This is a genomic window from Azohydromonas australica DSM 1124, assembly GCF_000430725.1.
In the GTDB taxonomy this organism is placed as follows: Bacteria; Pseudomonadota; Gammaproteobacteria; order Burkholderiales; family Burkholderiaceae_C; genus Azohydromonas; species Azohydromonas australica.
This window is the reverse complement of sequence record NZ_KE387206.1, coordinates 171,843-191,855: the sequence shown is the minus strand read 5'-3', so window position 1 is coordinate 191,855 and position 20,013 is coordinate 171,843. Positions and strand designations below refer to the sequence as shown.

Annotated in this window: 18 protein-coding genes; 6 read left to right on the top strand and 12 right to left on the bottom strand. The window is 69.9% G+C overall.

Annotated elements, in window-relative coordinates; genetic code table 11:
* Positions 1-20: 20 nt before the first annotated feature.
* The 7 genes from gltA to H537_RS0126690 form a co-directional block, all read right to left on the bottom strand.
* Positions 21-1,331 carry a citrate synthase gene (gene gltA / locus H537_RS0126720; protein ID WP_029000308.1) on the bottom strand — a complete coding sequence of 437 codons (1,311 nt, stop codon included), beginning with the start codon at positions 1,329-1,331 and terminating at the stop codon, positions 21-23.
* 19 nt (positions 1,332-1,350) lie between these two features.
* Positions 1,351-1,629, bottom strand: coding sequence for an FAD assembly factor SdhE (locus tag H537_RS0126715; RefSeq protein WP_029000307.1), 279 nt, complete (start codon positions 1,627-1,629; stop codon positions 1,351-1,353).
* A gap of 31 nt (positions 1,630-1,660) precedes the next feature.
* Complete coding sequence (locus H537_RS0126710; RefSeq protein ID WP_029000306.1) at positions 1,661-2,365, bottom strand: succinate dehydrogenase iron-sulfur subunit; 705 nt, start codon at positions 2,363-2,365, stop codon at positions 1,661-1,663.
* Between the two features lie 13 nt (positions 2,366-2,378).
* Positions 2,379-4,106: a succinate dehydrogenase flavoprotein subunit gene (gene sdhA, locus H537_RS0126705; RefSeq protein WP_238446825.1), complete on the bottom strand. Its 1,728-nt coding sequence runs from the start codon at positions 4,104-4,106 to the stop codon at positions 2,379-2,381.
* Positions 4,107-4,190: 84 nt separating this feature from the next.
* Positions 4,191-4,553, bottom strand: coding sequence for a succinate dehydrogenase, hydrophobic membrane anchor protein (sdhD, locus tag H537_RS0126700; RefSeq protein WP_029000304.1), 363 nt, complete (start codon positions 4,551-4,553; stop codon positions 4,191-4,193).
* Between the two features lie 25 nt (positions 4,554-4,578).
* Entirely contained in the window at positions 4,579-5,007 is a 429-nt protein-coding gene (sdhC, locus tag H537_RS0126695; RefSeq protein ID WP_029000303.1) for a succinate dehydrogenase, cytochrome b556 subunit, read from the bottom strand.
* A 151-nt stretch (positions 5,008-5,158) separates the two neighbouring features.
* Entirely contained in the window at positions 5,159-5,923 is a 765-nt protein-coding gene (locus H537_RS0126690; protein WP_029000302.1) for a GntR family transcriptional regulator, read from the bottom strand.
* Between the two features lie 173 nt (positions 5,924-6,096).
* Between H537_RS0126690 and H537_RS0126685 the strand changes: the two genes are divergently transcribed.
* The 4 genes from H537_RS0126685 to acnB all read left to right on the top strand — a co-directional run bounded on the left by H537_RS0126685 (position 6,097) and on the right by acnB (position 11,973).
* Positions 6,097-7,083: a malate dehydrogenase gene (locus H537_RS0126685; protein ID WP_029000301.1), complete on the top strand. Its 987-nt coding sequence runs from the start codon at positions 6,097-6,099 to the stop codon at positions 7,081-7,083.
* A 117-nt stretch (positions 7,084-7,200) separates the two neighbouring features.
* Positions 7,201-8,223, top strand: coding sequence for an HpcH/HpaI aldolase/citrate lyase family protein (locus H537_RS0126680; RefSeq protein ID WP_029000300.1), 1,023 nt, complete (start codon positions 7,201-7,203; stop codon positions 8,221-8,223).
* Between the two features lie 251 nt (positions 8,224-8,474).
* On the top strand, positions 8,475-9,074 hold the full coding sequence (locus H537_RS49750; protein WP_051243296.1) for a hypothetical protein: 600 nt from the start codon (positions 8,475-8,477) through the stop codon (positions 9,072-9,074).
* A gap of 307 nt (positions 9,075-9,381) precedes the next feature.
* Positions 9,382-11,973, top strand: coding sequence for a bifunctional aconitate hydratase 2/2-methylisocitrate dehydratase (gene acnB, locus H537_RS0126670; protein WP_029000299.1), 2,592 nt, complete (start codon positions 9,382-9,384; stop codon positions 11,971-11,973).
* 90 nt (positions 11,974-12,063) lie between these two features.
* On the opposite strand, the gene H537_RS0126665 is transcribed toward acnB, so the two are convergent.
* Positions 12,064-13,506: a cytochrome P450 gene (locus H537_RS0126665; RefSeq protein ID WP_238446812.1), complete on the bottom strand. Its 1,443-nt coding sequence runs from the start codon at positions 13,504-13,506 to the stop codon at positions 12,064-12,066.
* 86 nt (positions 13,507-13,592) lie between these two features.
* On the bottom strand, positions 13,593-15,050 hold the full coding sequence (locus H537_RS0126660) for a cytochrome P450 (RefSeq protein WP_029000297.1): 1,458 nt from the start codon (positions 15,048-15,050) through the stop codon (positions 13,593-13,595).
* 101 nt (positions 15,051-15,151) lie between these two features.
* Between H537_RS0126660 and H537_RS0126655 the strand changes: the two genes are divergently transcribed.
* A complete protein-coding gene (locus H537_RS0126655) occupies positions 15,152-16,030 on the top strand; it encodes a helix-turn-helix domain-containing protein (RefSeq protein ID WP_043460164.1) in 879 nt (292 codons plus the stop codon).
* 52 nt (positions 16,031-16,082) lie between these two features.
* Here the strand turns inward: H537_RS0126655 and H537_RS49745 are convergent, their stop codons facing one another.
* A complete protein-coding gene (locus tag H537_RS49745) occupies positions 16,083-16,985 on the bottom strand; it encodes a PRC-barrel domain-containing protein (protein WP_051243295.1) in 903 nt (300 codons plus the stop codon).
* A gap of 227 nt (positions 16,986-17,212) precedes the next feature.
* A complete protein-coding gene (locus H537_RS49740; protein WP_051243294.1) occupies positions 17,213-18,031 on the bottom strand; it encodes a hypothetical protein in 819 nt (272 codons plus the stop codon).
* A 153-nt stretch (positions 18,032-18,184) separates the two neighbouring features.
* Here H537_RS49740 and H537_RS45685 point away from each other — a divergent pair, with 153 nt between their 5' ends.
* Positions 18,185-18,532, top strand: coding sequence for a four-helix bundle copper-binding protein (locus tag H537_RS45685; RefSeq protein ID WP_043460162.1), 348 nt, complete (start codon positions 18,185-18,187; stop codon positions 18,530-18,532).
* Positions 18,533-18,551: 19 nt separating this feature from the next.
* Here H537_RS45685 and sbcB read toward each other — a convergent pair whose 3' ends face one another.
* On the bottom strand, positions 18,552-19,976 hold the full coding sequence (gene sbcB, locus H537_RS0126635; protein ID WP_029000295.1) for an exodeoxyribonuclease I: 1,425 nt from the start codon (positions 19,974-19,976) through the stop codon (positions 18,552-18,554).
* Positions 19,977-20,013: the final 37 nt, after the last annotated feature.

Sequence of the window (20,013 nt, the reverse complement as noted above, 5' to 3'; positions counted from 1 at the left end):
GCGCCAAGGGCGGGTGCCGATCAGCGCTTGTCCAGCGGGGGCACGTCGCGGCGCTCGGCGCCGACGAAGAGCTGGCGCGGACGGCCGATCTTGTACTCGGGGTCGGCGATCATCTCGTTGAGCTGGGCGATCCAGCCCACGGTGCGGGCCAGGGCGAAGATCGCGGTGAACAGGCTCACCGGGATGCCGATGGCGCGCTGCACGATGCCCGAGTAGAAGTCCACGTTCGGGTACAGCTTGCGGGAGACGAAGTACTCGTCTTCCAGCGCAATCTTCTCCAGCGCCATGGCCAGCTTGAACAGCGGGTCGTTTTCCAGGCCCAGGGCGGTGAGCACCTCGTGGCAGGTTTCGCGCATCAGCTTGGCGCGCGGGTCGTAGTTCTTGTAGACCCGGTGGCCAAAGCCCATCAGCTTGACGCTGGAGGTCTTGTCCTTCACCTGCTTGATGAACTCGCCGATCTTCTCGACGCCGCCCATCTGCTGGATCTCTTCCAGCATGTTCAGGCAGGCCTCGTTGGCGCCGCCGTGCGAGGGTCCCCAAAGGCAGGCCACGCCCGCGGCGATGGCCGCGAACGGGTTGGTGCCGGAGGAACCGCACAGGCGCACCGTGGAGGTGGAGGCGTTCTGCTCGTGGTCGGCGTGCAGGATGAAGATGCGGTCCATCGCGCGCACCAGCACGTCGTTGGGCTCGTACTCCTCGCACGGCGTGGCGAACATCATCCGCATGAAGTTGCCTGCGTAGGACAGGTTGTTCTTCGGATAGATGTAGGGCTGGCCGATCGAATACTTGTAGGCCATCGCCACCAGCGTGGGCATCTTGGCGATCAGGCGGATCGCCGCGATCTCGCGGTGCTTCGGGTTATTGATGTCGGTGCTGTCGTGATAGAAGGCCGACAGACCGCCCACCAGGCCCGTCATCACGGCCATCGGGTGCGCATCGCGACGGAAGCCACGCAGGAAGAACTGCATCTGCTCGTTCACCATCGTGTGGTTGTTCACGAGCTTGTGGAAGTCGCGCTGTTGCTGCTCGTTGGGCAGCTCCCCGTACAGCAGCAGGTAGCAGGTGTCGAGGAAGTCGCAGTTGGTGGCCAGCTGCTCGATGGGGTAGCCGCGGTACAGCAGCTCGCCCTTGTCGCCGTCGATGTAGGTGATCGCGGACTGGCAGGAGGCGGTGGACAGGAAGCCGGGGTCGTAGGTGAACTTGCCGGTCTGGCCGTACAGCTTGCGGATGTCGATCACATCCGGGCCGATGCTGCCCTTGTAGATGGGCAGGTCCATGGAGGGGCTGCCGTCCGAGAACGACAGGGTGGCTTTCACGTCGGAGGCATTCATCGGGGGGTTCCCTTTCACGTCAATTCGGTTGCATCGGCGGCGTGCGCAGTTGCGCCAGCAGCGCACGCACATCCTCACGATCGAGTTCGCCCTGCGGCTCCTTGCGGCGGAGCAGCAGGTCCAGCAGGTCGTTGTCCGACAGCTCCATGAGCGCGGACAGCGCCTCTCCCTGCGCCACGGTCAACGTGGCCTCGTGACGCTGGAAGAAGCGCTCGATCAGCAGGTCGTTCTCCAGCAGCCCGCGGCGGCAGCGCCACTTGAGCTTGCTCAGTGCACGGGCATCGAGAAGATTGTCCATGGCAGGCTTTCGGAGTGCTGACCGGTGGTGCTTACACCGCGCGGCGGACCATCAGTTCCTTGATCTTGCTGATCGCGCCAGCAGGATTCAGGCCCTTCGGACACACGTCCACGCAGTTCATGATCGTGTGGCAACGGAAGAGCCGGTACGGATCCTCCAGGTTGTCCAGACGCTCGGCGGTGCCCTGGTCGCGGCTGTCGGCGATGAAGCGGTAGGCCTGCAGCAGGCCGGCAGGACCCACGAACTTGTCGGGGTTCCACCAGAAGCTCGGGCAGCTCGTGGAGCAGCTCGCGCACAGGATGCACTCGTACAGGCCGTTGAGCTCCTCGCGCTCCTCGGGCGACTGCAGCCGTTCCTTGTCGGGCGGCGTGTTGTCGTTGACGAGGTACGGCTTGATCGAGTTGTACTGCTTGAAGAACTGCGTCATGTCCACGATCAGGTCGCGGACCACGGGCAGACCCGGCAGCGGCTTGAGCACCACGGTGCCGGGCAGCGAACGCATGTTGGTCAGGCAGGCCAGGCCGTTCTTGCCGTTGATGTTCATGGCGTCCGAGCCGCACACGCCTTCGCGGCAGGAGCGGCGGAAGCTCAGGGACGGATCGACCTGCTTGAGCTTGACCAGGGCGTCCAGCAGCATGCGCTCGGAGCCGTCGAGCTCGACCTCGAGGGTCTGCATGTAGGGCCGGGCGTCCTTGTCGGGGTCGTAGCGGTAGATCTGGAAGGTGCGCTTTGCCATGGCTGTACTTCTCTCAGAACGAACGGACCTTCGGCGGAATGGATTCCGTCGTCAGCGGCTTCATGTTGACCGGCTTGTATTCGAGGCGACGGCCTTCGCTGTAGAACAGCGTGTGCTTGAGCCAGTCGCGGTCGTTGCGGCCGTTCGCGAACTCGGGGCTGTCCGCGTAGTCGTTGACGGTGTGCGCGCCACGGCTTTCCTTGCGGGCCGCGGCCGACACCATCGTGGCCTGCGCGGCCTCGATGAGGTTCTCCACCTCCAGCGCCTCGATGCGCGCGGTGTTGAACACCTTGCTCTTGTCCTTGAGCGTGATGCTGCCCACGCGCGAGGCGACTTCGTTGATCGCCTTGACGCCCTCGTCCATGCTCTTTTGCGTGCGGAACACGCCCGCGTGCTGCTGCATGGTCTTGCGGATGTCGTTGGCCACGTCCTGCGCGTACTCGCCGGAGGTGCTGGCCTCCAGGCGGGCCAGGCGCGCCAGGGTGCGGTCGGCGGCGTCGGCCGGCAGCGGCTTGTGCGACTTGGTCTTGAGTGCCGTGTCGACGATGTGGTTGCCCGCAGCCTTGCCGAACACCAGCAGATCCAGCAGCGAGTTGGTGCCCAGGCGGTTGGCGCCGTGCACGCTCACGCAGGAGCACTCGCCCACCGCGTACAGGCCGTTGATGACCTCGTTGGGGATGCCGTTGTTCGGGACCACCACCTGGCCGTGGATGTTGGTCGGGATGCCGCCCATCTGGTAGTGGATGGTGGGCACGACCGGGATCGGCTCCTTGGTGATGTCGACGTTGGCGAAGTTGTGGCCGATCTCGAACACCGAGGGCAGGCGCTTGAGGATGGTCTCGGCGCCAAGGTGCGTCATGTCCAGCACGACGTAGTCCTTGTTGGGACCGCAGCCGCGACCTTCCTTGATCTCCTGGTCCATGCAGCGCGAGACGAAGTCGCGCGGCGCCAGGTCCTTCAGCGTCGGGGCATAGCGCTCCATGAAGCGCTCGCCGTTGACGTTGCGCAGGATGGCGCCCTCGCCGCGGCAGCCCTCGGTCAGCAGCACGCCCGCGCCGGCCACGCCGGTGGGGTGGAACTGCCAGAACTCCATGTCCTGCAGCGGGATGCCCGCGCGCGCGGCCATGCCCAGGCCGTCACCGGTGTTGATGAAGGCGTTGGTGCTGGCGGCGAAGATGCGGCCGGCACCGCCGGTGGCCAGCAGCACGGTCTTGCCTTCGAGGATGTGCACCTCGCCGGTTTCCATCTCCAGCGCCGTCACGCCCACCACGTCGCCCTCGGCGTCGCGGATCAGGTCCAGCGCCATCCACTCGACGAAGAACTGCGTGCGCGCCTTGACGTTCTGCTGGTACAGCGTGTGCAGCATCGCGTGGCCGGTGCGGTCCGCCGCGGCGCAGGCGCGCTGCACGGGCTTCTCGCCGTAGTTGGCGGTGTGGCCGCCGAACGGGCGCTGGTAGATGGTGCCGTCCGGGTTGCGGTCGAAGGGCATGCCGAAGTGCTCAAGCTCGTACACGACCTTCGGCGCTTCGCGGCACATGAACTCGATGGCGTCCTGGTCGCCGAGCCAGTCGGAGCCCTTGACGGTGTCGAAGAAGTGGTAGTGCCAGTTGTCCTCGCTCATGTTGCCCAGCGAGGCGCCGATGCCGCCCTGCGCGGCCACCGTGTGCGAACGCGTGGGGAACACCTTGGACAGCACGGCAACGTTGAGGCCCGCACGGGCCAGTTGCAGCGAGGCGCGCATGCCGGAACCACCGGCACCGACGATGACGACGTCGAACTTGCGCTTAGCGATCGATCCCAATGCCACTTGCTACTCCTGTTCTTATCAAAGGCGCCACAGCACCTGGACCGCCCAACCCGCACAGCCGACCAGCCACGCGATCGTGAAAACCTGCAGCACCAGCCGCGTGCCCACCGGCTTGACGTAGTCCATCCAGATGTCGCGCACGCCCACCCAGGCATGCCAGGCCAGCGAGATGATGGTGATGAAGGTCAGCACCTTCATCCACTGCGACGAGAAGATGCCGGCCCAACGGTCATAGCCCAGCTCGCCGGGCATGAGCACCTGCACCAGCAGCGCGATGGTGAACAGCGCCATCAGCGCGGCGGTGACACGCTGGCTCAGCCAGTCGCGCAGACCGTAATGCGCGCCCACGACCAGGCGCTTGGATCCGTAGTTCTGGTTCATTGCTTGGTTCCCCTCGGAGCTGGAATCAGTACACGCCGAACAGCTTGGCGCCCAGCAGCAGCGTCAGCACGACGGCGACGACCAGCACGGTCAGCGCGGAGCTGCGGCCGAAGGCCTTGGTGGTGTTGTGCGTGGCATCCATCCACAGATGGCGCACGCCGGCGCAGAAGTGATGCAGGTAGCCCCAGATCAGCGCCAGGGTCACGAGCTTGATGAACCAGCCCGGGAAGATGCCGGCACCCGCGGTGAAGGCACTGGTGAAGCGCTCGTAGGAGATTTCCGAAGAGACACTGGTGTCGAACATCCAGATGATGAACGGCAGCAGGAAGAAGATCATCGCGCCGCTGACGCGGTGCAGGATCGACACGATGCCCGAGGGCGGCAGACGGTAGGAAACGATCTGCGAGATGTGGATGTTTCGATAGACGGGTCTTTGTTTGATCGTGTCTGCCATGGTCCTGCCTTATCTAAAAGTTGGATCGCCGGGGTGCGGATAAACCCGCTGATTTTAGTCCACTGAAACAAGGCGTCACTTCAGCCCTACTACGTACTTGCTGCGCAAGCGGTGTGAAAGCCAAAGGGCCTAAGGTCGCTCGACCGCTCGCCTAACTCAGCTCGTTGCGATAGTGGTGCTGGGCCGTGTGATAGAGGCCACGGCGCAACTCCACGGGCTTGTCGCCGTAGGTGCGCGACAGCCGCTCCACGCTGAGCAGCGGCGCGCCGGGTTCCACGGCCAACAACTGCGCCGTCGCGGCGTCGGCCACCACGGCTCGGATCTGTTCCTCGGCGCGGATCATGCGCACGCCGAACTCGCTCTCGAACAATTCGTACATCGGCCCGCGCCAGCCCGAGAGCCTCTCGGCCGTGAGGCCCTTGAACAGCGCGCCGGGCAGCCAGATGTCGTCCAGCACCACGGGGCGTCCCTGCGCCGACAGCAGCCGCCGCACCAGCACCGCAGCCTCGCCGCTCTTGAGGTCCAGCGCGCGCGCCACCTCGGCCGGCGCGCGCAGGCGGCGGCAGTCCAGCACGCGGCGCTCCACCGGGGCGGTGGCGCCCTCGTCGGGCGTCAGGCGCAGGAAGCGGTACTGCACGGTCTGTTCCGCGTGCGTGGCCACGAAGGTGCCCTTGCCCTGGCGGCGCACCAGCAGCCCCTCGGCCGCGAGCTCGTCGATGGCCTTGCGCACCGTGCCCTGGCTGACCCTGAAGCGCGCGGCGAGTTCCAGCTCGCTGGGGATGGCCTCGCCGGGCTTCCACTCGCTGCCCTGCAGGCTGCGCACGAGCAGCGCCTTGATCTGCTGGTACAGCGGACTGAACGCCGGCGCCGCGCCGGCATCAGCGGAGGGTTCTACGGGATGGGCGGCGCTTGGCATGGGCGCGATTGCAGCACAAGCGGCGGCCCAAGTCCATTTAAACGTATCTTATATAAGACATAAGATCGAAATCAGCTGTGCCGCACCCCCCGCGGATGGATACACTTGCGTCCCGGCGCGTCCGCCGACACCCCGCGGGCGCTTTACTTCCCTGTCATGTTTGGAGTCTCTCCATGAGCAAAGCACCCGTCCGCGTTGCGGTCACCGGCGCCGCCGGCCAGATTGGTTACGCCCTGCTGTTCCGCATCGCCTCCGGCGAGATGCTGGGCAAGGACCAGCCCGTGATCCTGCAGCTGCTCGAGATCCCGGACGAGAAGGCCCAGAACGCCCTGAAGGGCGTGATCATGGAGATCGAAGACTGCGCCTTCCCGCTGGTGGCCGGCATCGAGGCCCACAGCGACCCGATGACCGCCTTCAAGGACACCGACTACGCCCTGCTGGTCGGCGCCCGTCCCCGCGGCCCCGGCATGGAGCGTGCCGACCTGCTGGCCGCCAACGCGCAGATTTTCACGGCCCAGGGCAAGGCGCTGAACGCCGTGGCCTCGCGCAACGTGAAGGTGCTGGTGGTGGGCAACCCGGCCAACACCAACGCCTACATCGCCATGAAGTCGGCCCCGGACCTGCCGGCCAAGAACTTCACGGCCATGCTGCGCCTGGACCACAACCGCGCCGCCTCGCAGATCGCCTCCAAGACCGGCAAGGCCGTGGGCTCGATCGAGAAGCTGGCCGTGTGGGGCAACCACTCGCCCACGATGTACGCCGACTACCGCTTCGCCACCATCGAAGGCCAGAGCGTCAAGGACCTGATCAACGACGAGCAGTGGAACCGTGAAGTGTTCCTGCCCACCGTCGGCAAGCGTGGCGCCGCGATCATCGCCGCCCGCGGCCTGTCGTCGGCCGCCTCGGCCGCCGGCGCCGCCATCGACCACATGCGCGACTGGGCCCTGGGCACCAACGGCAAGTGGGTCACGATGGGCATCCCGTCCAACGGCGAATACGGCATCCCCAAGGAAGTCATGTTCGGCTACCCCGTCACCTGCGAAGGCGGCGAGTACAAGATCGTCGAAGGCCTGGAGATCGACGCCTTCTCGCAAGAGTGCATCGACAAGACCCTGGCCGAGCTGCAGGGCGAGCAGGACGGCGTCAAGCACCTGCTGTAATCGCGCCTGGCGCGGCGGGCCCCTCGCGGGCCCGCGCGCCGCGTGACGACCGCTTCCCGGGGCCGGTGACCGTTCACCGGCCCTTTTTCATTTCAGGACCCATCCAGGACCGCCGCCGTGACCGAACGCATCCACCCCCGCCAGGCCCTGTTCGAAGAGGGCGAGCTGCCGCCCTCGCTGCCCGTGTGCGACCACTACGCCGGCGTGGAGCCGCGCATGGCCAAGAGCCTGCAGCTGCAGGCGGAGATGGGTCCGGTGTTCGACATCACGCTCGACTGCGAGGACGGCGCGCCGGTGGGCGGCGAGATCGAGCACGCGTTGCACATCGCCGAGCTGGTCAACTCGGCCGAGAACCGCTTCGGCCGCGTCGGCGCCCGGGTGCCGGAGGTGGGGCACGGGAAGTTCGAGGCCGTGGCCGAGCTGCTGGTGTCCAAGTGCGGCGCGCGGCTGGCCTACCTGATGATTCCCAAGCCCCGCGGCCTGGCCGAGCTGCAGCGCGCCATCGACTTCATCGACGCCGCCTCGGCGCGCGCCGGCCTGGCGCGCCAGATCCCGCTGCACGCGCTGGTGGAGACGCACGGCGCGCTGCACGAGGTGTTCGCGCTGGCCGCGCACCCGCGCATCGAGTCGCTGTCCTTCGGGCTGATGGACTTCGTCTCCGCGCACCGCGGCGCCGTGCCGGCCTCGGCCATGGGCGTGCAGGGCCAGTTCGAGCACCCGCTGGTGGTGCGCGCCAAGCTGGAGATCGCCGCCGCCTGCCACGCCCACGCCAAGGTGCCTTCGCACTGCGTGGTGACGGAGTTCAAGCACACGCGCGCGCTGGAGGAGGCGGCCACGCGTGCCGGGCGCGAGTTCGGCTACACGCGCATGTGGAGCATCCACCCGGCGCAGATCCGCCCGATCGTCGATGCCTTCTCGCCCACGGCCGCCGAGGTGGACCGCGCCGTGGAAATCATCAGCGCCGCGCAGGCCGCGAACTGGGCGCCCATCCGCCACCAGCACGGCGGGCACGACCAGCTCCACGACCGCGCCAGCTACCGCTACTTCTGGCACGTGCTGGAGCGCGCGCACCGCACCTCGTGGAGCGGCGGCGCGCAGCTGCCGGCCGAGGTGCAGCAGGCCTGGTTCGGCGAGCGCTGAATTGCTTCAAGCATGAATTAAATCCCGTTCGGCCCCGGGGTCCTCGGGACGCACGCTACGGCGCGCCGGCCGCGGTGCAGAATCGCGCCCGGCTCGCCGTGCAGGGCACGGTGCGGGCGGCCCGGTGCACAGCACGCGGCACGCCCGGCCCCATCTGTAGCGGGCCCGCAACCACGCTCTGTTGGCGCGGGGTTGGCGGGCTCAAAATTTCCATCCCCCACGCGCGCACACCGGTGCGTCCAGGAGACTTCATGATCGCTTCCCTTCGCCTGGCGGCACTGGCCGCCGCTGCCACCTTCGGCCTGATGAGCATCACGGCCGCGCAGGCCGAGGAGCACAAGCCCAAGGCCGCCGCCAAGGCCGTGGCCAAGAAGGCCGTGCAGCCCGCGCCCGCGCCCAAGGCCGAGGCCCCGCTGCCCGACGCCGACGAGGCCCAGCTCGTCGCCGCGCAGCGCGCCTACCAGGGCGTGTACGCCTGCGAGTTCAACCAGAGCCTGAACATCAGCCCCAACCCCAAGCACGCCGGCTACGTGGACGTGGCCTGGAAGAAGGAAACCTTCACCATGAAGCCGGTGCTCTCCTCCACCGGCGCGCTGCGCCTGGAGGACGTCAAGGGCCGCACGCTGATGGTGCAGATCGCCAACAAGTCCATGCTGATGGACACCAAGGTCGGCCAGCGCCTGGTGGACGACTGCCAGAGCGCCGAGCAGCGCGAGGCCGTGGCCGCGGCCAAGCTCGCCGGCCCGCAGGCCGGTGGCCTGGGCATCGACCCCAACAAGCCTCTCGTGGCTGAGGCCGCCAAGGTCGAGGCGATCAAGGTGCAGGCCGTCGGCATCGAAGCCGCCAAGTAAGCCCGCCGGCGGCGCGCCGCACGGCCGCGCCGCCCCGGCAACCTGCTTCCACGCGCTCGGCATCCGCAAGGCGGGCTGACGCAGCGCAAGGCCGGCGCAAGCCGGCCTTCCCACACTCGAAATCCCAGAAAACCCCCGGGTCTCCAGCGCCGCGCCGCGCGTGCGGTGGACACTCGCGCGGGGCTTTCTCGCCACAGCCAAGGCCGTGGCACTGTCCCAAGTCTTATATAAGACATAAAATGTCAGAGTCGGCCCCGCCCGCGGAGGCCGCCCTACCCCACGGTTTCCCCCGAGCACGGAGCCACTGATGCTGCAAGCCTATCGTCAACATGTCGCCGAACGCGCTGCGCTCGGCATCCCGCCGCTGGCCCTGTCGGCCAAGCAGGTCGCCGAGCTGATCGAGCTGATCAAGAACCCGCCGGCTGGCGAAGAGGCGTTCCTGCTGGAGCTGCTGACGCACCGCGTGCCTCCGGGCGTTGACGATGCGGCCAAGGTCAAGGCTTCGTTCCTGGCCGCCGTGGCCCATGGCGACCTGTCCGTGGCGCTGATCTCGCGCGCGCAGGCCACCGAGCTGCTGGGCACGATGGTGGGCGGCTACAACGTCAAGCCGCTGATCGACCTGCTGGACGACGCCGAAGTCGCCCCGGTGGCCGCCGTGGGTCTGAAGAAGACCCTGCTGATGTTCGACTACTTCCACGACGTGGCCGAGAAGGCCAAGGCCGGCAACGCCGTGGCCAAGGAAGTGGTGCAGAGCTGGGCCGATGCCGAGTGGTTCACCAGCCGCCCCGAAGTGGCACAGAAGATCACCGTGACGGTGTTCAAGGTGCCCGGCGAGACCAACACCGACGACCTGTCGCCCGCACCCGATGCCTGGAGCCGTCCGGACATCCCGATGCACTACCTGGCGATGCTTAAGAACACCCGTCCGGGCGCGGCCTTCGTGCCGGAAGAGGACGGCAAGCGCGGCCCGATGCAGTTCATCGAGGACCTGAAGAAGAAGGGCAACCTCGTGGCCTACGTCGGCGACGTGGTGGGCACCGGCTCTTCGCGCAAGTCCGCGACCAACAGCGTGATCTGGGCCACCGGCCAGGACATCCCCTTCGTCCCGAACAAGCGCTTCGGCGGCGTGACGCTGGGCGGCAAGATCGCCCCGATCTTCTTCAACACGCAGGAAGACTCGGGCTCGCTGCCCATCGAGGTGGACGTCTCCAAGCTGGAGATGGGCGACGTCATCGACGTGCTGCCCTACGAGGGCAAGATCCTCAAGAACGGTGAGACCGTCGCCGAGTTCACGCTCAAGAGCGACGTGCTGCTGGACGAAGTGCGCGCCGGCGGCCGCATCAACCTGATCATCGGCCGCTCGCTGACCGCCAAGGCCCGCGAGGCCCTGGGCCTGCCCGCCTCCACCGCCTTCCGCCTGCCCAAGGCCCCGGTGGACACCGGCAAGGGCTTCACGCTGGCGCAGAAGATGGTGGGCCGTGCCTGCGGCCTGCCGGAAGGCCAGGGCATCCGCCCGGGCACGTACTGCGAGCCGAAGATGACGACCGTGGGTTCGCAAGACACCACCGGCCCGATGACCCGCGACGAGCTGAAGGACCTGGCCTGCCTGGGCTTCTCGGCCGACCTGGTGATGCAGTCCTTCTGCCACACCGCGGCCTATCCGAAGCCGGTGGACGTGAAGATGCACCGCGAGCTGCCGCAGTTCATCAGCAGCCGCGGCGGCGTGGCGCTGCGCCCGGGCGACGGCGTGATCCACAGCTGGCTCAACCGCCTGCTGCTGCCCGACACCGTGGGCACGGGCGGCGACTCGCACACCCGCTTCCCCATCGGCATCAGCTTCCCCGCCGGTTCGGGCCTGGTGGCCTTCGGCGCCGCCACGGGCGTGATGCCGCTGGACATGCCGGAGTCGGTGCTGGTGCGCTTCAAGGGTGAGATGCAGCCCGGCATCACGCTGCGCGACCTGGTGCACTCGATCCCGCTGTACGCCATCAAGGCCGGCCTGCTGACGGTCGAGAAGGCCGGCAAGAAGAACGTGTTCTCGGGCCGCGTGCTGGAGATCGAGGGCCTGCCGAACCTGAAGGTGGAACAGGCTTTCGAGCTGTCGGACGCCGCCGCCGAGCGTTCCGCCGCCGCCTGCTCGGTGCAGCTCAACCCCGAGCCGATCGCCGAGTACCTGCGCTCGAACGTCGTTCTGATGAAGAACATGATCGCCAACGGCTACGAGGACGCCCGCACGCTGCAGCGCCGCATCGAGGCCGTGGAAGCCTGGCTGGCCAAGCCGGAGCTGCTCAAGGCCGACGCCGACGCCGAGTACGCCGCCGTGATCGAGATCGACCTGGCCGACATCAAGGAGCCGATCGTGTGCTGCCCGAACGACCCGGACGACGCCAAGTTCGTCTCCGAAGTCGCCGGCACCAAGATCGACGAGGTGTTCGTGGGCTCGTGCATGACCAACATCGGCCACTTCCGCGCCGCGGGCAAGATCCTGGAAGGCAAGAAGGACCTGCCGGTGCGCCTGTGGATGGCCCCGCCGACCAAGATGGACGCCGCCGAGCTGACCAAGGAAGGCTATTACGCCACCCTGGGCGGCGCGGGTGCCCGCATGGAAATGCCGGGCTGCTCGCTGTGCATGGGCAACCAGGCGCAGATCAAGGAAGGCTCCACCGCGATGTCGACCTCGACCCGCAACTTCCCCAACCGCCTGGGCAAGAACACCAACGTGTTCCTGGGCTCGGCCGAGCTGGCCGCGGTGTGCTCCAAGCTGGGCCGCATCCCGACCGTGGAGGAGTACCTGGCCGAAGTCGGCGTCGTCGCCAAGAACGCCAGCCAGATCTACAAGTACATGAACTTCGACCAGATCGAGGAGTACGCGGAAGTGGCGCAGGGCGTGAAGGCCTGAGTGGCTTCACCGCCGCGGCCTGACGAGGGCCACGGCTGACGCATGAATGGGAAGGCCCGCGCAAGCGGGCCTTTTTCGTTGGCGGCTGCGCTACGCCCGCCGCCGCAACCCCAGCCGCATGCCCCCCTTCGGCCGCAGCGTCACGTGCAGCACCGGCTCCAGCGCCGGCGCGTCTGCCGGCAGTGCGAGCTCATGGCGCTGCAGCAGCATCGCCGCTACGAGCGTCATCTCCAGCATCGCGAAGTGCTGCCCGATGCACACCCGCGGCCCCACGCCAAAGGGCATGTACGCGCCGCGCGGCACCGGCGGCGCGCCGGGCAGGAAGCGCTCGGGGCGGAATTCGTCCGGTGACTCCCACCAGCGCGGGTCGCGGTGCAGTACCCAGGGCGTGACGTACACGCTCGCGCCGCGCGGGATGCGCCAGCCGCCCACCGTGATGTCCCGCACCGCGTGGCGCGTGATCACCGCCGGCAGCGGCGGGTACAGCCGCATCGCCTCCTTCAGCGTCGCGGTGAGCCATGCCAGGGATGGCAGGTCCTCCGGGCCCGGGTCGCGCCCACCCAGCACCGCGTCCACCTCGGCCCGCGCCCGCGCCGCCGCCGCCGGATGCCCGGCCAGCAGCCGGCTCCACCAGGCCAGCGCCGTGGCCGTGGTCTCGTGCCCGGCCTGGAAGCTCACCATGCACTGGTCGAACACCTCGCGCTCGCTCAGGCCCTCGCCCGTGGCGTCGTCGCGCAGCGCCAGCAGCCGCGCCAGCAGGTCCTCGCCGCTTTCCGGGTCGGGCAGCGCGCGGCGCCGCGCGATGTGCCCGTCCACCAGGGCGTGCAGCGTGTGCAGCGCCCGGCGCTGGCCGGCCTTGCCCGGCCGCGGCAGCCACGCCGGCACGGTGAAGGGAAAGATCAGCTCGAACATCGCCGCCTCGCCCAGCACGCGCATGGCCCCGGCGGCGGCCTCGGCCTCGCCGTCCGCCGGGCGGCCGAAGAGCGTGCGCAGGATCACGTCCATCGCCACGTGCCCGAACAGCGCTTCCACGTCCACCAGCGCCTGCGCTTCGCCCTCAGGCACGGCGCGCTCCAGCGCGGCGCCGGCAGCCGCGCGCATCTGGTCGGCATGGCCGGCCACCTGGCGCGGCGTGAAGGCGGGCATCAGCATGCGGCGCTGGCGCTGCCAGGTGGCGCCCTCGGTGGTGATCACGCCCTCCCCCAGCCCGAAGCAGCGCTTGAGCACGCCGATGGTCCGCGGCCGGCGCACCAGGTCCTCGGCGCGGTCCACCAGCGCCTCGCGCACCAGGTCGGGCGTGAACAGGTCGTAGCACCAGCGCGAGCCGATGCGCATCAGGCAGACGTCGCCATGGGCGCGGTGGCGCGCCTCGGCGTAGCCCAGGAAGTCCCGCGCCATGGCGCGCAGCACCGGGAGGCCCCACCAGCGGTACGCCGGCCCGGGCGGGAGGGCGCCGGCCGCCACGGCGGCTTCGGAAGCGGAAGCGGGAACCGAAGCGGCGTCCTCGGCGCCGCGCATCGTCGAAGGTTTCATGGCGCGCATGCTGCGGCATGAATCGGCCCTCGCAGGCGGGCTTCTTCATCTTCACTGACGGCGAGGCCGCGCCGTCACCGCGCGGCTCAAGTCCGCCGCCACAGCCTCAGCCGCACGCCGCCCTTGGGCCGCAGCGTTACGTTGAGCACCGGCTCCGGCGGGGATGCGTCCGCCGGCAGGCTCAGCTCGTAGCGCTGCAGCAGCAGCACCGCGACGAGGGTCATCTCCAGCATCGCGAAATGCTGCCCGATGCACACCCGCGGCCCCAGGCCGAAGGGCAGGTAGGCGCTGCGCGGCACGGCCGGTGCACCCGGCAGGAAGCGCTCGGGGCGGAACTCGTCCGGCTGCGCCCACCAGCGCCGGTCGCGGTGCAGCACCCAGGGCGTCACGTAGAGCAGCGTGCCGGGCGGGATGGTCCAGCCGCCCACGGTGATCTCCCGCAGCGTGCGCCGCGCCATCAGCGCGGCCACGGGCGGATACAGGCGCATCGCCTCCTTCAGCGTGGCCGTGAGGAAGGGCAGCGCCGCGGGGGCGTCCGCGCCCGGGGCACGGCCGGCGAGCACCGCGTCCACCTCCTCGCGCGCCCGCGCCGCGGCCTCCGGATGCGCCGCCAGCAGCCGGCTCCACCACAGCAGCGCCGTGGCCGTGGTCTCGTGCCCGGCCTGGAAGCTCACGATGCACTGGTCGAACACCTCCCGCGCGCTCAGGCCCTCGCCCGTGTCCTCGTCGCGCAGGGCCAGCAGCCGCGCCAGCAGGTCCTCACCCGCCTGCACTTGCGCCTCGGGCAAGGCACGGCGCCGGTCGATGTGGCTCTGCACCAGGCCGCGCAGCGTGCGCAGCGCCCGGCGCTTGGCGGCCTTGCCGGGCAGCGGCAGCCAGTCCGGCAGCGTCGCGGGGAAGAACATCTCGCGCATCGCCGTCTCGCTCATCACGCGCGTGGCGTGGATCGCCGCCTCGGCCTCGCCCTGCAACTGCTCGCCGAAGAGCGTGCGCAGGATCACGTCCATCGCCACGCGCGAGAACAGCTCGTCCATGTCCACCTCGGCCTGCGCGGCATGCGGCGGCAGTGCGCGCTCCAGCGCCATCACCGCGGCCTCGGACATCAGGCCCGCGTAGCCGGCCACGCGCCGAGGCGTGAAGGCCGGCATCAGCATGCGGCGCTGGCGCTGCCAGGTCGGCCCTTCCGTGGTCAGCACGCTCTGGCCGAAGGTCTGGGCGAAGACCTCCACGCCGCGCTCCCAGCGCACCAGGTGCTCGGCGTTGTCCACCAGCGCCTCGCGCACCAGGTCGGGCGAGAACAGGTCGTAGGCCAGCTCGTGGCCCATGTGCATGGCGCAGACGTCGCCGTACTGGCGCTGGCGCGCCGTGGCGAAGCCGAGGTAGTCGCGGCGCATGTCGCCCAGCAGCGACAGGCCCATCCAGTTCCCGCGCGGGCCGGGCGGGCGGCTGCCGCTGGGGCGCAAGGGCGCGTATTGGCGGACAGCGGCATCGGTCTCTCCCGGAGCGGCGTCCGCTGCGCCGTGCATCGTCGTGGTGGTGTTCATGTGCCGCATGCTGCCCGCCGCGTCAGCCTGGCGTCTTGAACGAAAACGACACTGCACCGGCTCAAGACCGCCTCTGCGGCCCCCCCGCAAACTCCGCCCCCATGCCCGGCAACCTTTCCCCCGACACCATCAGCCGCCTGTGGCTGCCGCGCCCCGCGCTGGCGAGCTGCGTGCGCGCCGCACTGAGCCGCGACACGCGCGCCGCGGTGCTGGACGACGCGCAGCGCATGGACCACATGCCTTCGTCGCCGCTGTGCACGCTGTTCTGGCAGTTCGAGGGCACGGCCGAGCTGCTGCCGCCCGGCGCGCCAGAGAGCCTGGCGGTGCCGCGCGAGCGGCTGGAGCCGCGCGCCATGCTGCTGGGGCCCAGCACGCGCCCGACCATCGGCTGGCACGCCGGCCCCTGCCACGGCCTGATGGTGATGTTCACCTCCGACGCCCTGCACCGCCTCACGGGCCTGGAGGTGGCCGACTGGGTCAACCGCCGCGCCGACGTGCGCGAGGCGCTGCCCGCCGACTGGGTCGCGATGTGCGAGGCGGTGCTGGCCGAAACCGGCGACGACGCCCGCATGGCGCGCGTGCAGGACTTCCTGGAGCCGCGCTGGGAGGCCGTGCGCCCGGCGTTGCCGCTGCAGGCGCACCGCTACCTGGACTGGGCGCACTCCCTGGCGGCGCACGCGGCGCTCTCGGGTACGGGCCGCAGCCTGCGCCAGGTGGAGCGGCGCGTGAAGCGCTGGGCTGGGCTGCCGATGCGCTCGCTGCTGGGCATGGGCCGCGCGGAGCTGGCCTTCTTCAACGGCATGGCCGAGGCGGCCGAGCGCGGCGCGCCCAACTGGGCCGAGCTGGCCGATGCCAGCGGCTATGCCGACCAGTCGCACCTGTGCCGCGAGGTGCGCCGCGTCACGGGCTTCAGCCCCGAGGAGCTGTACCGGCGCATCCAGGAGGACGAGGGGTTCTGGGGCTACAGGCTGTGGGCGTAGGCCGGCAGGGGCTGGGGCGGCCCCCGGCCAGGCCCGCGCTTCCCGGGCCCGCTCAGCGCCCTTCCTGCTGCGCCCGGCTGGTGGCCGGGAAGTGGTCCAGCCAGCCGCTGACCTCGCGCCGGTAGGCCTGGTCGTTGAGGTCGGGCCAGGCGTTCTCGTCGAAGCCGCGCTTCATGTCGAGCTGCTCGCGCGGCACGTTGAGCACCAGGTCGCCGTCGCGCTTGCCCGTGGGCGGGCTCAGCGCCGCCAGCGGCAGCGCCAGCAGCTTGTCGTCCGGGCTCCACTTCTTGTCGAAGTCCAGCACCACGTAGTGCACGCGCTGCTGCGCCATGTTCACCACCACGTCCTCGATCTCGCCGGCATCGGCGCCCTGGCGGTCGTTGACGTCCTTGTCCAGCAGCTGGCTCATGCGCATGAGGCGCTGGCCGCCGGCGGCTGCCGTGGCCGTGGAGGAGCGCTCGCCGCTGCGGCCGGCGGCACCGTGGTGGCGGTCCACGTCGCGCCAGTAGGCGTCCGCGTCCAGTCCCGGCCAGCGGGCCTTGTCGAAGCCCGGCGCGGCGTTGAGCTGGTTCTTGTCCACCGTGAGCACCAGGTCGTCGCTGTCGGGTGAAGTGCGGAAGGCGTTGACGGGATAGGCGAAGAGCTTGTCGCCGATCCCGGCCACGCCGCCGAAGGACAGCACCGCGTACTGCAGCCGCCCGCTGCGCAGGTCCACGATCAGGTCGTTGATTTCGCCCAGCTTGGCGCCGTTGGGGTCGCGCACCTCGCGGCCGATGATCTTGCTCGCGCGCGCGTCGCGTGCCAGGGCACCCTGCGCCGCCGGCGCCGCGGTGGCCTTGGACGGCTGGGACGGCTGCGCGGCGTCCGCCGCGAGCACCGCTGGCGCGGCCAGCGCGCCGGCCAGCGACAGGAGCCAGGCCAGGGAGCGGGGGTGCAGGCGAATCGAGGTGTTCATGTGCTTCTCCGGAGGTGAGTCGGTCCAGGGGACGCCACGCCGTGCAATGCCTGCGGCAACGTGGCCAAGGACTCACTACCGGGCAAAGCCTGGGCCCGCGCGCGAGAGCGACTGAGCGGACGCGACGTCCGCCTCATAAGCACAAAAGGGCCGCAGCGCCATGCGCCACGGCCCTTGCGGGGCTGCCGGAGGCCGCATCGGCGCGGCCGCCGGGGGATGAGCCGGGATCAGCGGCCGGTGCTGCCCGTGCCGCTGGGCGCGCCGCTGTTGGGACCCACCGCCGTGCCGGCCTGGCCCGGGTCCGCCGTGGCGCCGCTGTTGCCCGAGGAGGCGCTGCCCGTCCTGGAGGAGCTGCCGGCGTTGCTGCCGCTGGTGGAGCCGGTGCTGCTGCCGCTGCCCATGCTGGAACCGCTGCCGGTGGTGGAGCCGCTGCTCATGCCGCTGCCCGACGTGCCGGAAGACATGGCACCCGGCGCGCCGCCGTTCGGACCCACGGCCGTGCCGGCCTGGCCTGGCGCGGCGGTGGAGCTGCTGTTGCCCGAGGAGGCGCTGCCCGTCCTGGAGGAGCTGCCGGCGTTGCTGCCGCTGGTGGAGCCGCTGCTCATGCCGCTGCCGGTACCGGTGCGGTTGCCCTGGTCCATGCCCGAGCCCATGGCGCCTTGCGAGCTGCCGCTGCCGGACATGCCCGTGCCGGCGCCCGTGGTCATGCCCTGCGAGCCGCTGCTGCCCATGCCGGTGCCCGAGCCCGTGGCCACGCCGGTGGTGGAGCGCGTGCCGGCTTGCATCACCGGCACGTCCAGCGTGCCGCGCAGGGCCTCGTTGTAGGCCTGGCGGGCCTCGTGCTGGCACAGCGCGCGCGACTGGCCGGACTGGCCGCTGTTGCAGTACTGCATGTCGGCGCGCAACTGCGCCTGCGCGGCGCTGCGGTCCCCGCGCTGGGCGGCGTTCGCTGCCGTGGCCGTGGCGCCCAGCGCCACCAGCACGGCGCCGCTCAGGAAGGCCAGGCGGAGGTTGCGTTGGGCCATGGCGATGTGTCGGTTGTTCATGCTTTCTCCTTGGGTCCGGTAGTGGGATGGATGGCGGCCTGTGAACGCCGCCCGGCCGGTACCCGGGAATTCAGCAAGCGGCATGCGCGCCGCGGGTGCATGGCTTGCCGGCAGCCCCACGTCGCCCGGAAAGCCGGGCAATGGAGCCGTCCCATGAACCCCCCGTATGCCGACTGCATCGAGGCCTGCGACGCCTGCGCCGCGGCCTGTGACTACTGCGCCGTGTCGTGCCTGCACGAGGCCCAGCCCAAACCCATGGCGCGCTGCATCGCGCTGGACATCGACTGCGCCGCCATGTGCCGCCTGGCCTCCGGCGCGATGGCGCGCGACAGCGAGCACGCGCAGGCCATCTGCGCCCTGTGCGCGCAGCTGTGCGAGGCCTGCGGCACCGAGTGCGGCCGCCACCCCATGGACCATTGCCAGGAATGCGCCGAGGCCTGCCGCCGCTGCGCCGAGGCCTGCCGCCGCGCGGCGGTGCACGGGAGCGTGGGCGCGCCTTGAAAGCGCGCCCGCCGGGAGATCAGGGCGCGATTTCCTCCGCCCAGTCGTACAGCGCCCCCAGGATCTCCTGCCCGCGCTCGTCGGCCGTCTCGCTCAGGGCGTCGATGCGCTCGGCATAGGCGGCCAGCGTCAGCACGCCGCCCTGCCCCTCGTGCAGCCGGCGCGCGCGGTGCTTGTCCCAGCGCGCGCGCTCGCCCTCGTCGAGGGTGTGGGGGAAGTTGCGGGCACGCCAGCGGAAGACCAGCTCCGACAGCCGCGGGTCCTCGAAGGGCGGCTCGCGCAGCGCCAGCTCGTGCGGCGGCGCCGCGCGCAGCGCGTTGAGCTTGTGGCGGTCGGCATTGCCGACGAAGCCGCCGTACAGGTCCTCGTCCACGTCCGCCGGGCCCGCGGCGGCCGGGCGCTCGAACACCTGCGCCCACAGCTGCGGCGGCAGCGGCCCGGCCTGGCGCAGCCGCTCGGCATGCTGCAGCTGCTGCTCCAGGTCCAGGCCCCAGCGCTGCGCCTGTGCGGGACTGAGCGTCTTCAGGTTGCCGATGACCACCGGCGACTTGTTGATGTGCACGCTCTTGATCGGCAGCCGCGTCACGCCCTCGGGCAGGTCCTGCGTGCGCGTGAACAGCCGCTCGCGGATGGTGTCGGCGTCCAGGCCGAACAGCTCCTGCGGGTCGGCCGCCAGGTCCCAGCACAGCAGCTCGTTGCGGTTGGACGGGTGCGGCCCCAGCGGCCACATCAGCGCCAGGCAGCCGCGCTCGGCGCCGAACATGCCCGAGACGTGCAGGAAGGGTTTACCTACGCCGATCTCCGCCAGCACCGCGTCCTTGCGCCGCAGCTTGAAGCAGAAGTCCCACAGCTTCGGCTGCGCCTGGCGCAGCCGCCGCGCCAGGGCGATGGTGGCGCGCACGTCGGACAGCGCGTCGTGGGCGGACTCGTGCGCAAGGCCGTTGGCGGCGGTGAGGTCCTCCAGCTTGAAGGACACGCGCCCGTCGGGGTGCTGCGGCCACTCCATGCCCTCGGGCCGCAGCGCGTAGGCGCAGCGCACCACGTCCAGCAGGTCCCAGCGTCCGCAGCCGTTCTGCCACTCGCGGGCGTAAGGGTCGAACAGGTTGCGCCAGAGCAGGTGGCGCGTGACCTCGTCGTCGAAGCGGATGCTGTTGTAGCCCACGCCCACCGTGCCCGGCTGCGCCAGGGCGGCCTCGATGGCGGCGGCGAATTCGTGCTCCGCGACCCCGTGTTCCTGGCAGTGCTGGGGCAGGATGCCGGTGAGCAGGCAGCTCTCCGGGTCGGGCAGCATGTCCAGCGGCGGGTGGCAGTACAGCGTCAGCGGCTCGCCAATCTCGTTGAGTTCGGCATCGGTACGCACCCCGGCGAACTGCGCCGGCCGGTCGCGTCGCGGCACGCGGCCGAAGGTCTCGTAGTCGTGCCAGAAGAAGGTCATGTCGCTCATCGGCGGGACGATACCCGAGGCCGCTCGGCCCGCCCGC

Coding starts and splice junctions, on each gene's coding strand:
- H537_RS49745 (WP_051243295.1), bottom strand. CDS start 16,985: ATGAACACCTCGATTCGCCTGCACCCCCGCTCCCTGGCCTGGCTCCTG.
- gltA (WP_029000308.1), bottom strand. CDS start 1,331: ATGAATGCCTCCGACGTGAAAGCCACCCTGTCGTTCTCGGACGGCAGC.
- H537_RS0126665 (WP_238446812.1), bottom strand. CDS start 13,506: ATGAAACCTTCGACGATGCGCGGCGCCGAGGACGCCGCTTCGGTTCCC.
- H537_RS0126660 (WP_029000297.1), bottom strand. CDS start 15,050: ATGAACACCACCACGACGATGCACGGCGCAGCGGACGCCGCTCCGGGA.
- H537_RS45685 (WP_043460162.1), top strand. CDS start 18,185: ATGAACCCCCCGTATGCCGACTGCATCGAGGCCTGCGACGCCTGCGCC.
- sdhD (WP_029000304.1), bottom strand. CDS start 4,553: ATGAACCAGAACTACGGATCCAAGCGCCTGGTCGTGGGCGCGCATTAC.
- H537_RS0126710 (WP_029000306.1), bottom strand. CDS start 2,365: ATGGCAAAGCGCACCTTCCAGATCTACCGCTACGACCCCGACAAGGAC.
- sdhA (WP_238446825.1), bottom strand. CDS start 4,106: ATGCGCGCCTCGCTGCAACTGGCCCGTGCGGGCCTCAACGTTGCCGTG.
- H537_RS0126655 (WP_043460164.1), top strand. CDS start 15,152: ATGCCCGGCAACCTTTCCCCCGACACCATCAGCCGCCTGTGGCTGCCG.
- acnB (WP_029000299.1), top strand. CDS start 9,382: ATGCTGCAAGCCTATCGTCAACATGTCGCCGAACGCGCTGCGCTCGGC.
- H537_RS0126685 (WP_029000301.1), top strand. CDS start 6,097: ATGAGCAAAGCACCCGTCCGCGTTGCGGTCACCGGCGCCGCCGGCCAG.
- sdhC (WP_029000303.1), bottom strand. CDS start 5,007: ATGGCAGACACGATCAAACAAAGACCCGTCTATCGAAACATCCACATC.
- H537_RS0126690 (WP_029000302.1), bottom strand. CDS start 5,923: ATGCCAAGCGCCGCCCATCCCGTAGAACCCTCCGCTGATGCCGGCGCG.
- H537_RS0126715 (WP_029000307.1), bottom strand. CDS start 1,629: ATGGACAATCTTCTCGATGCCCGTGCACTGAGCAAGCTCAAGTGGCGC.
- H537_RS49750 (WP_051243296.1), top strand. CDS start 8,475: ATGATCGCTTCCCTTCGCCTGGCGGCACTGGCCGCCGCTGCCACCTTC.
- sbcB (WP_029000295.1), bottom strand. CDS start 19,976: ATGAGCGACATGACCTTCTTCTGGCACGACTACGAGACCTTCGGCCGC.
- H537_RS49740 (WP_051243294.1), bottom strand. CDS start 18,031: ATGAACAACCGACACATCGCCATGGCCCAACGCAACCTCCGCCTGGCC.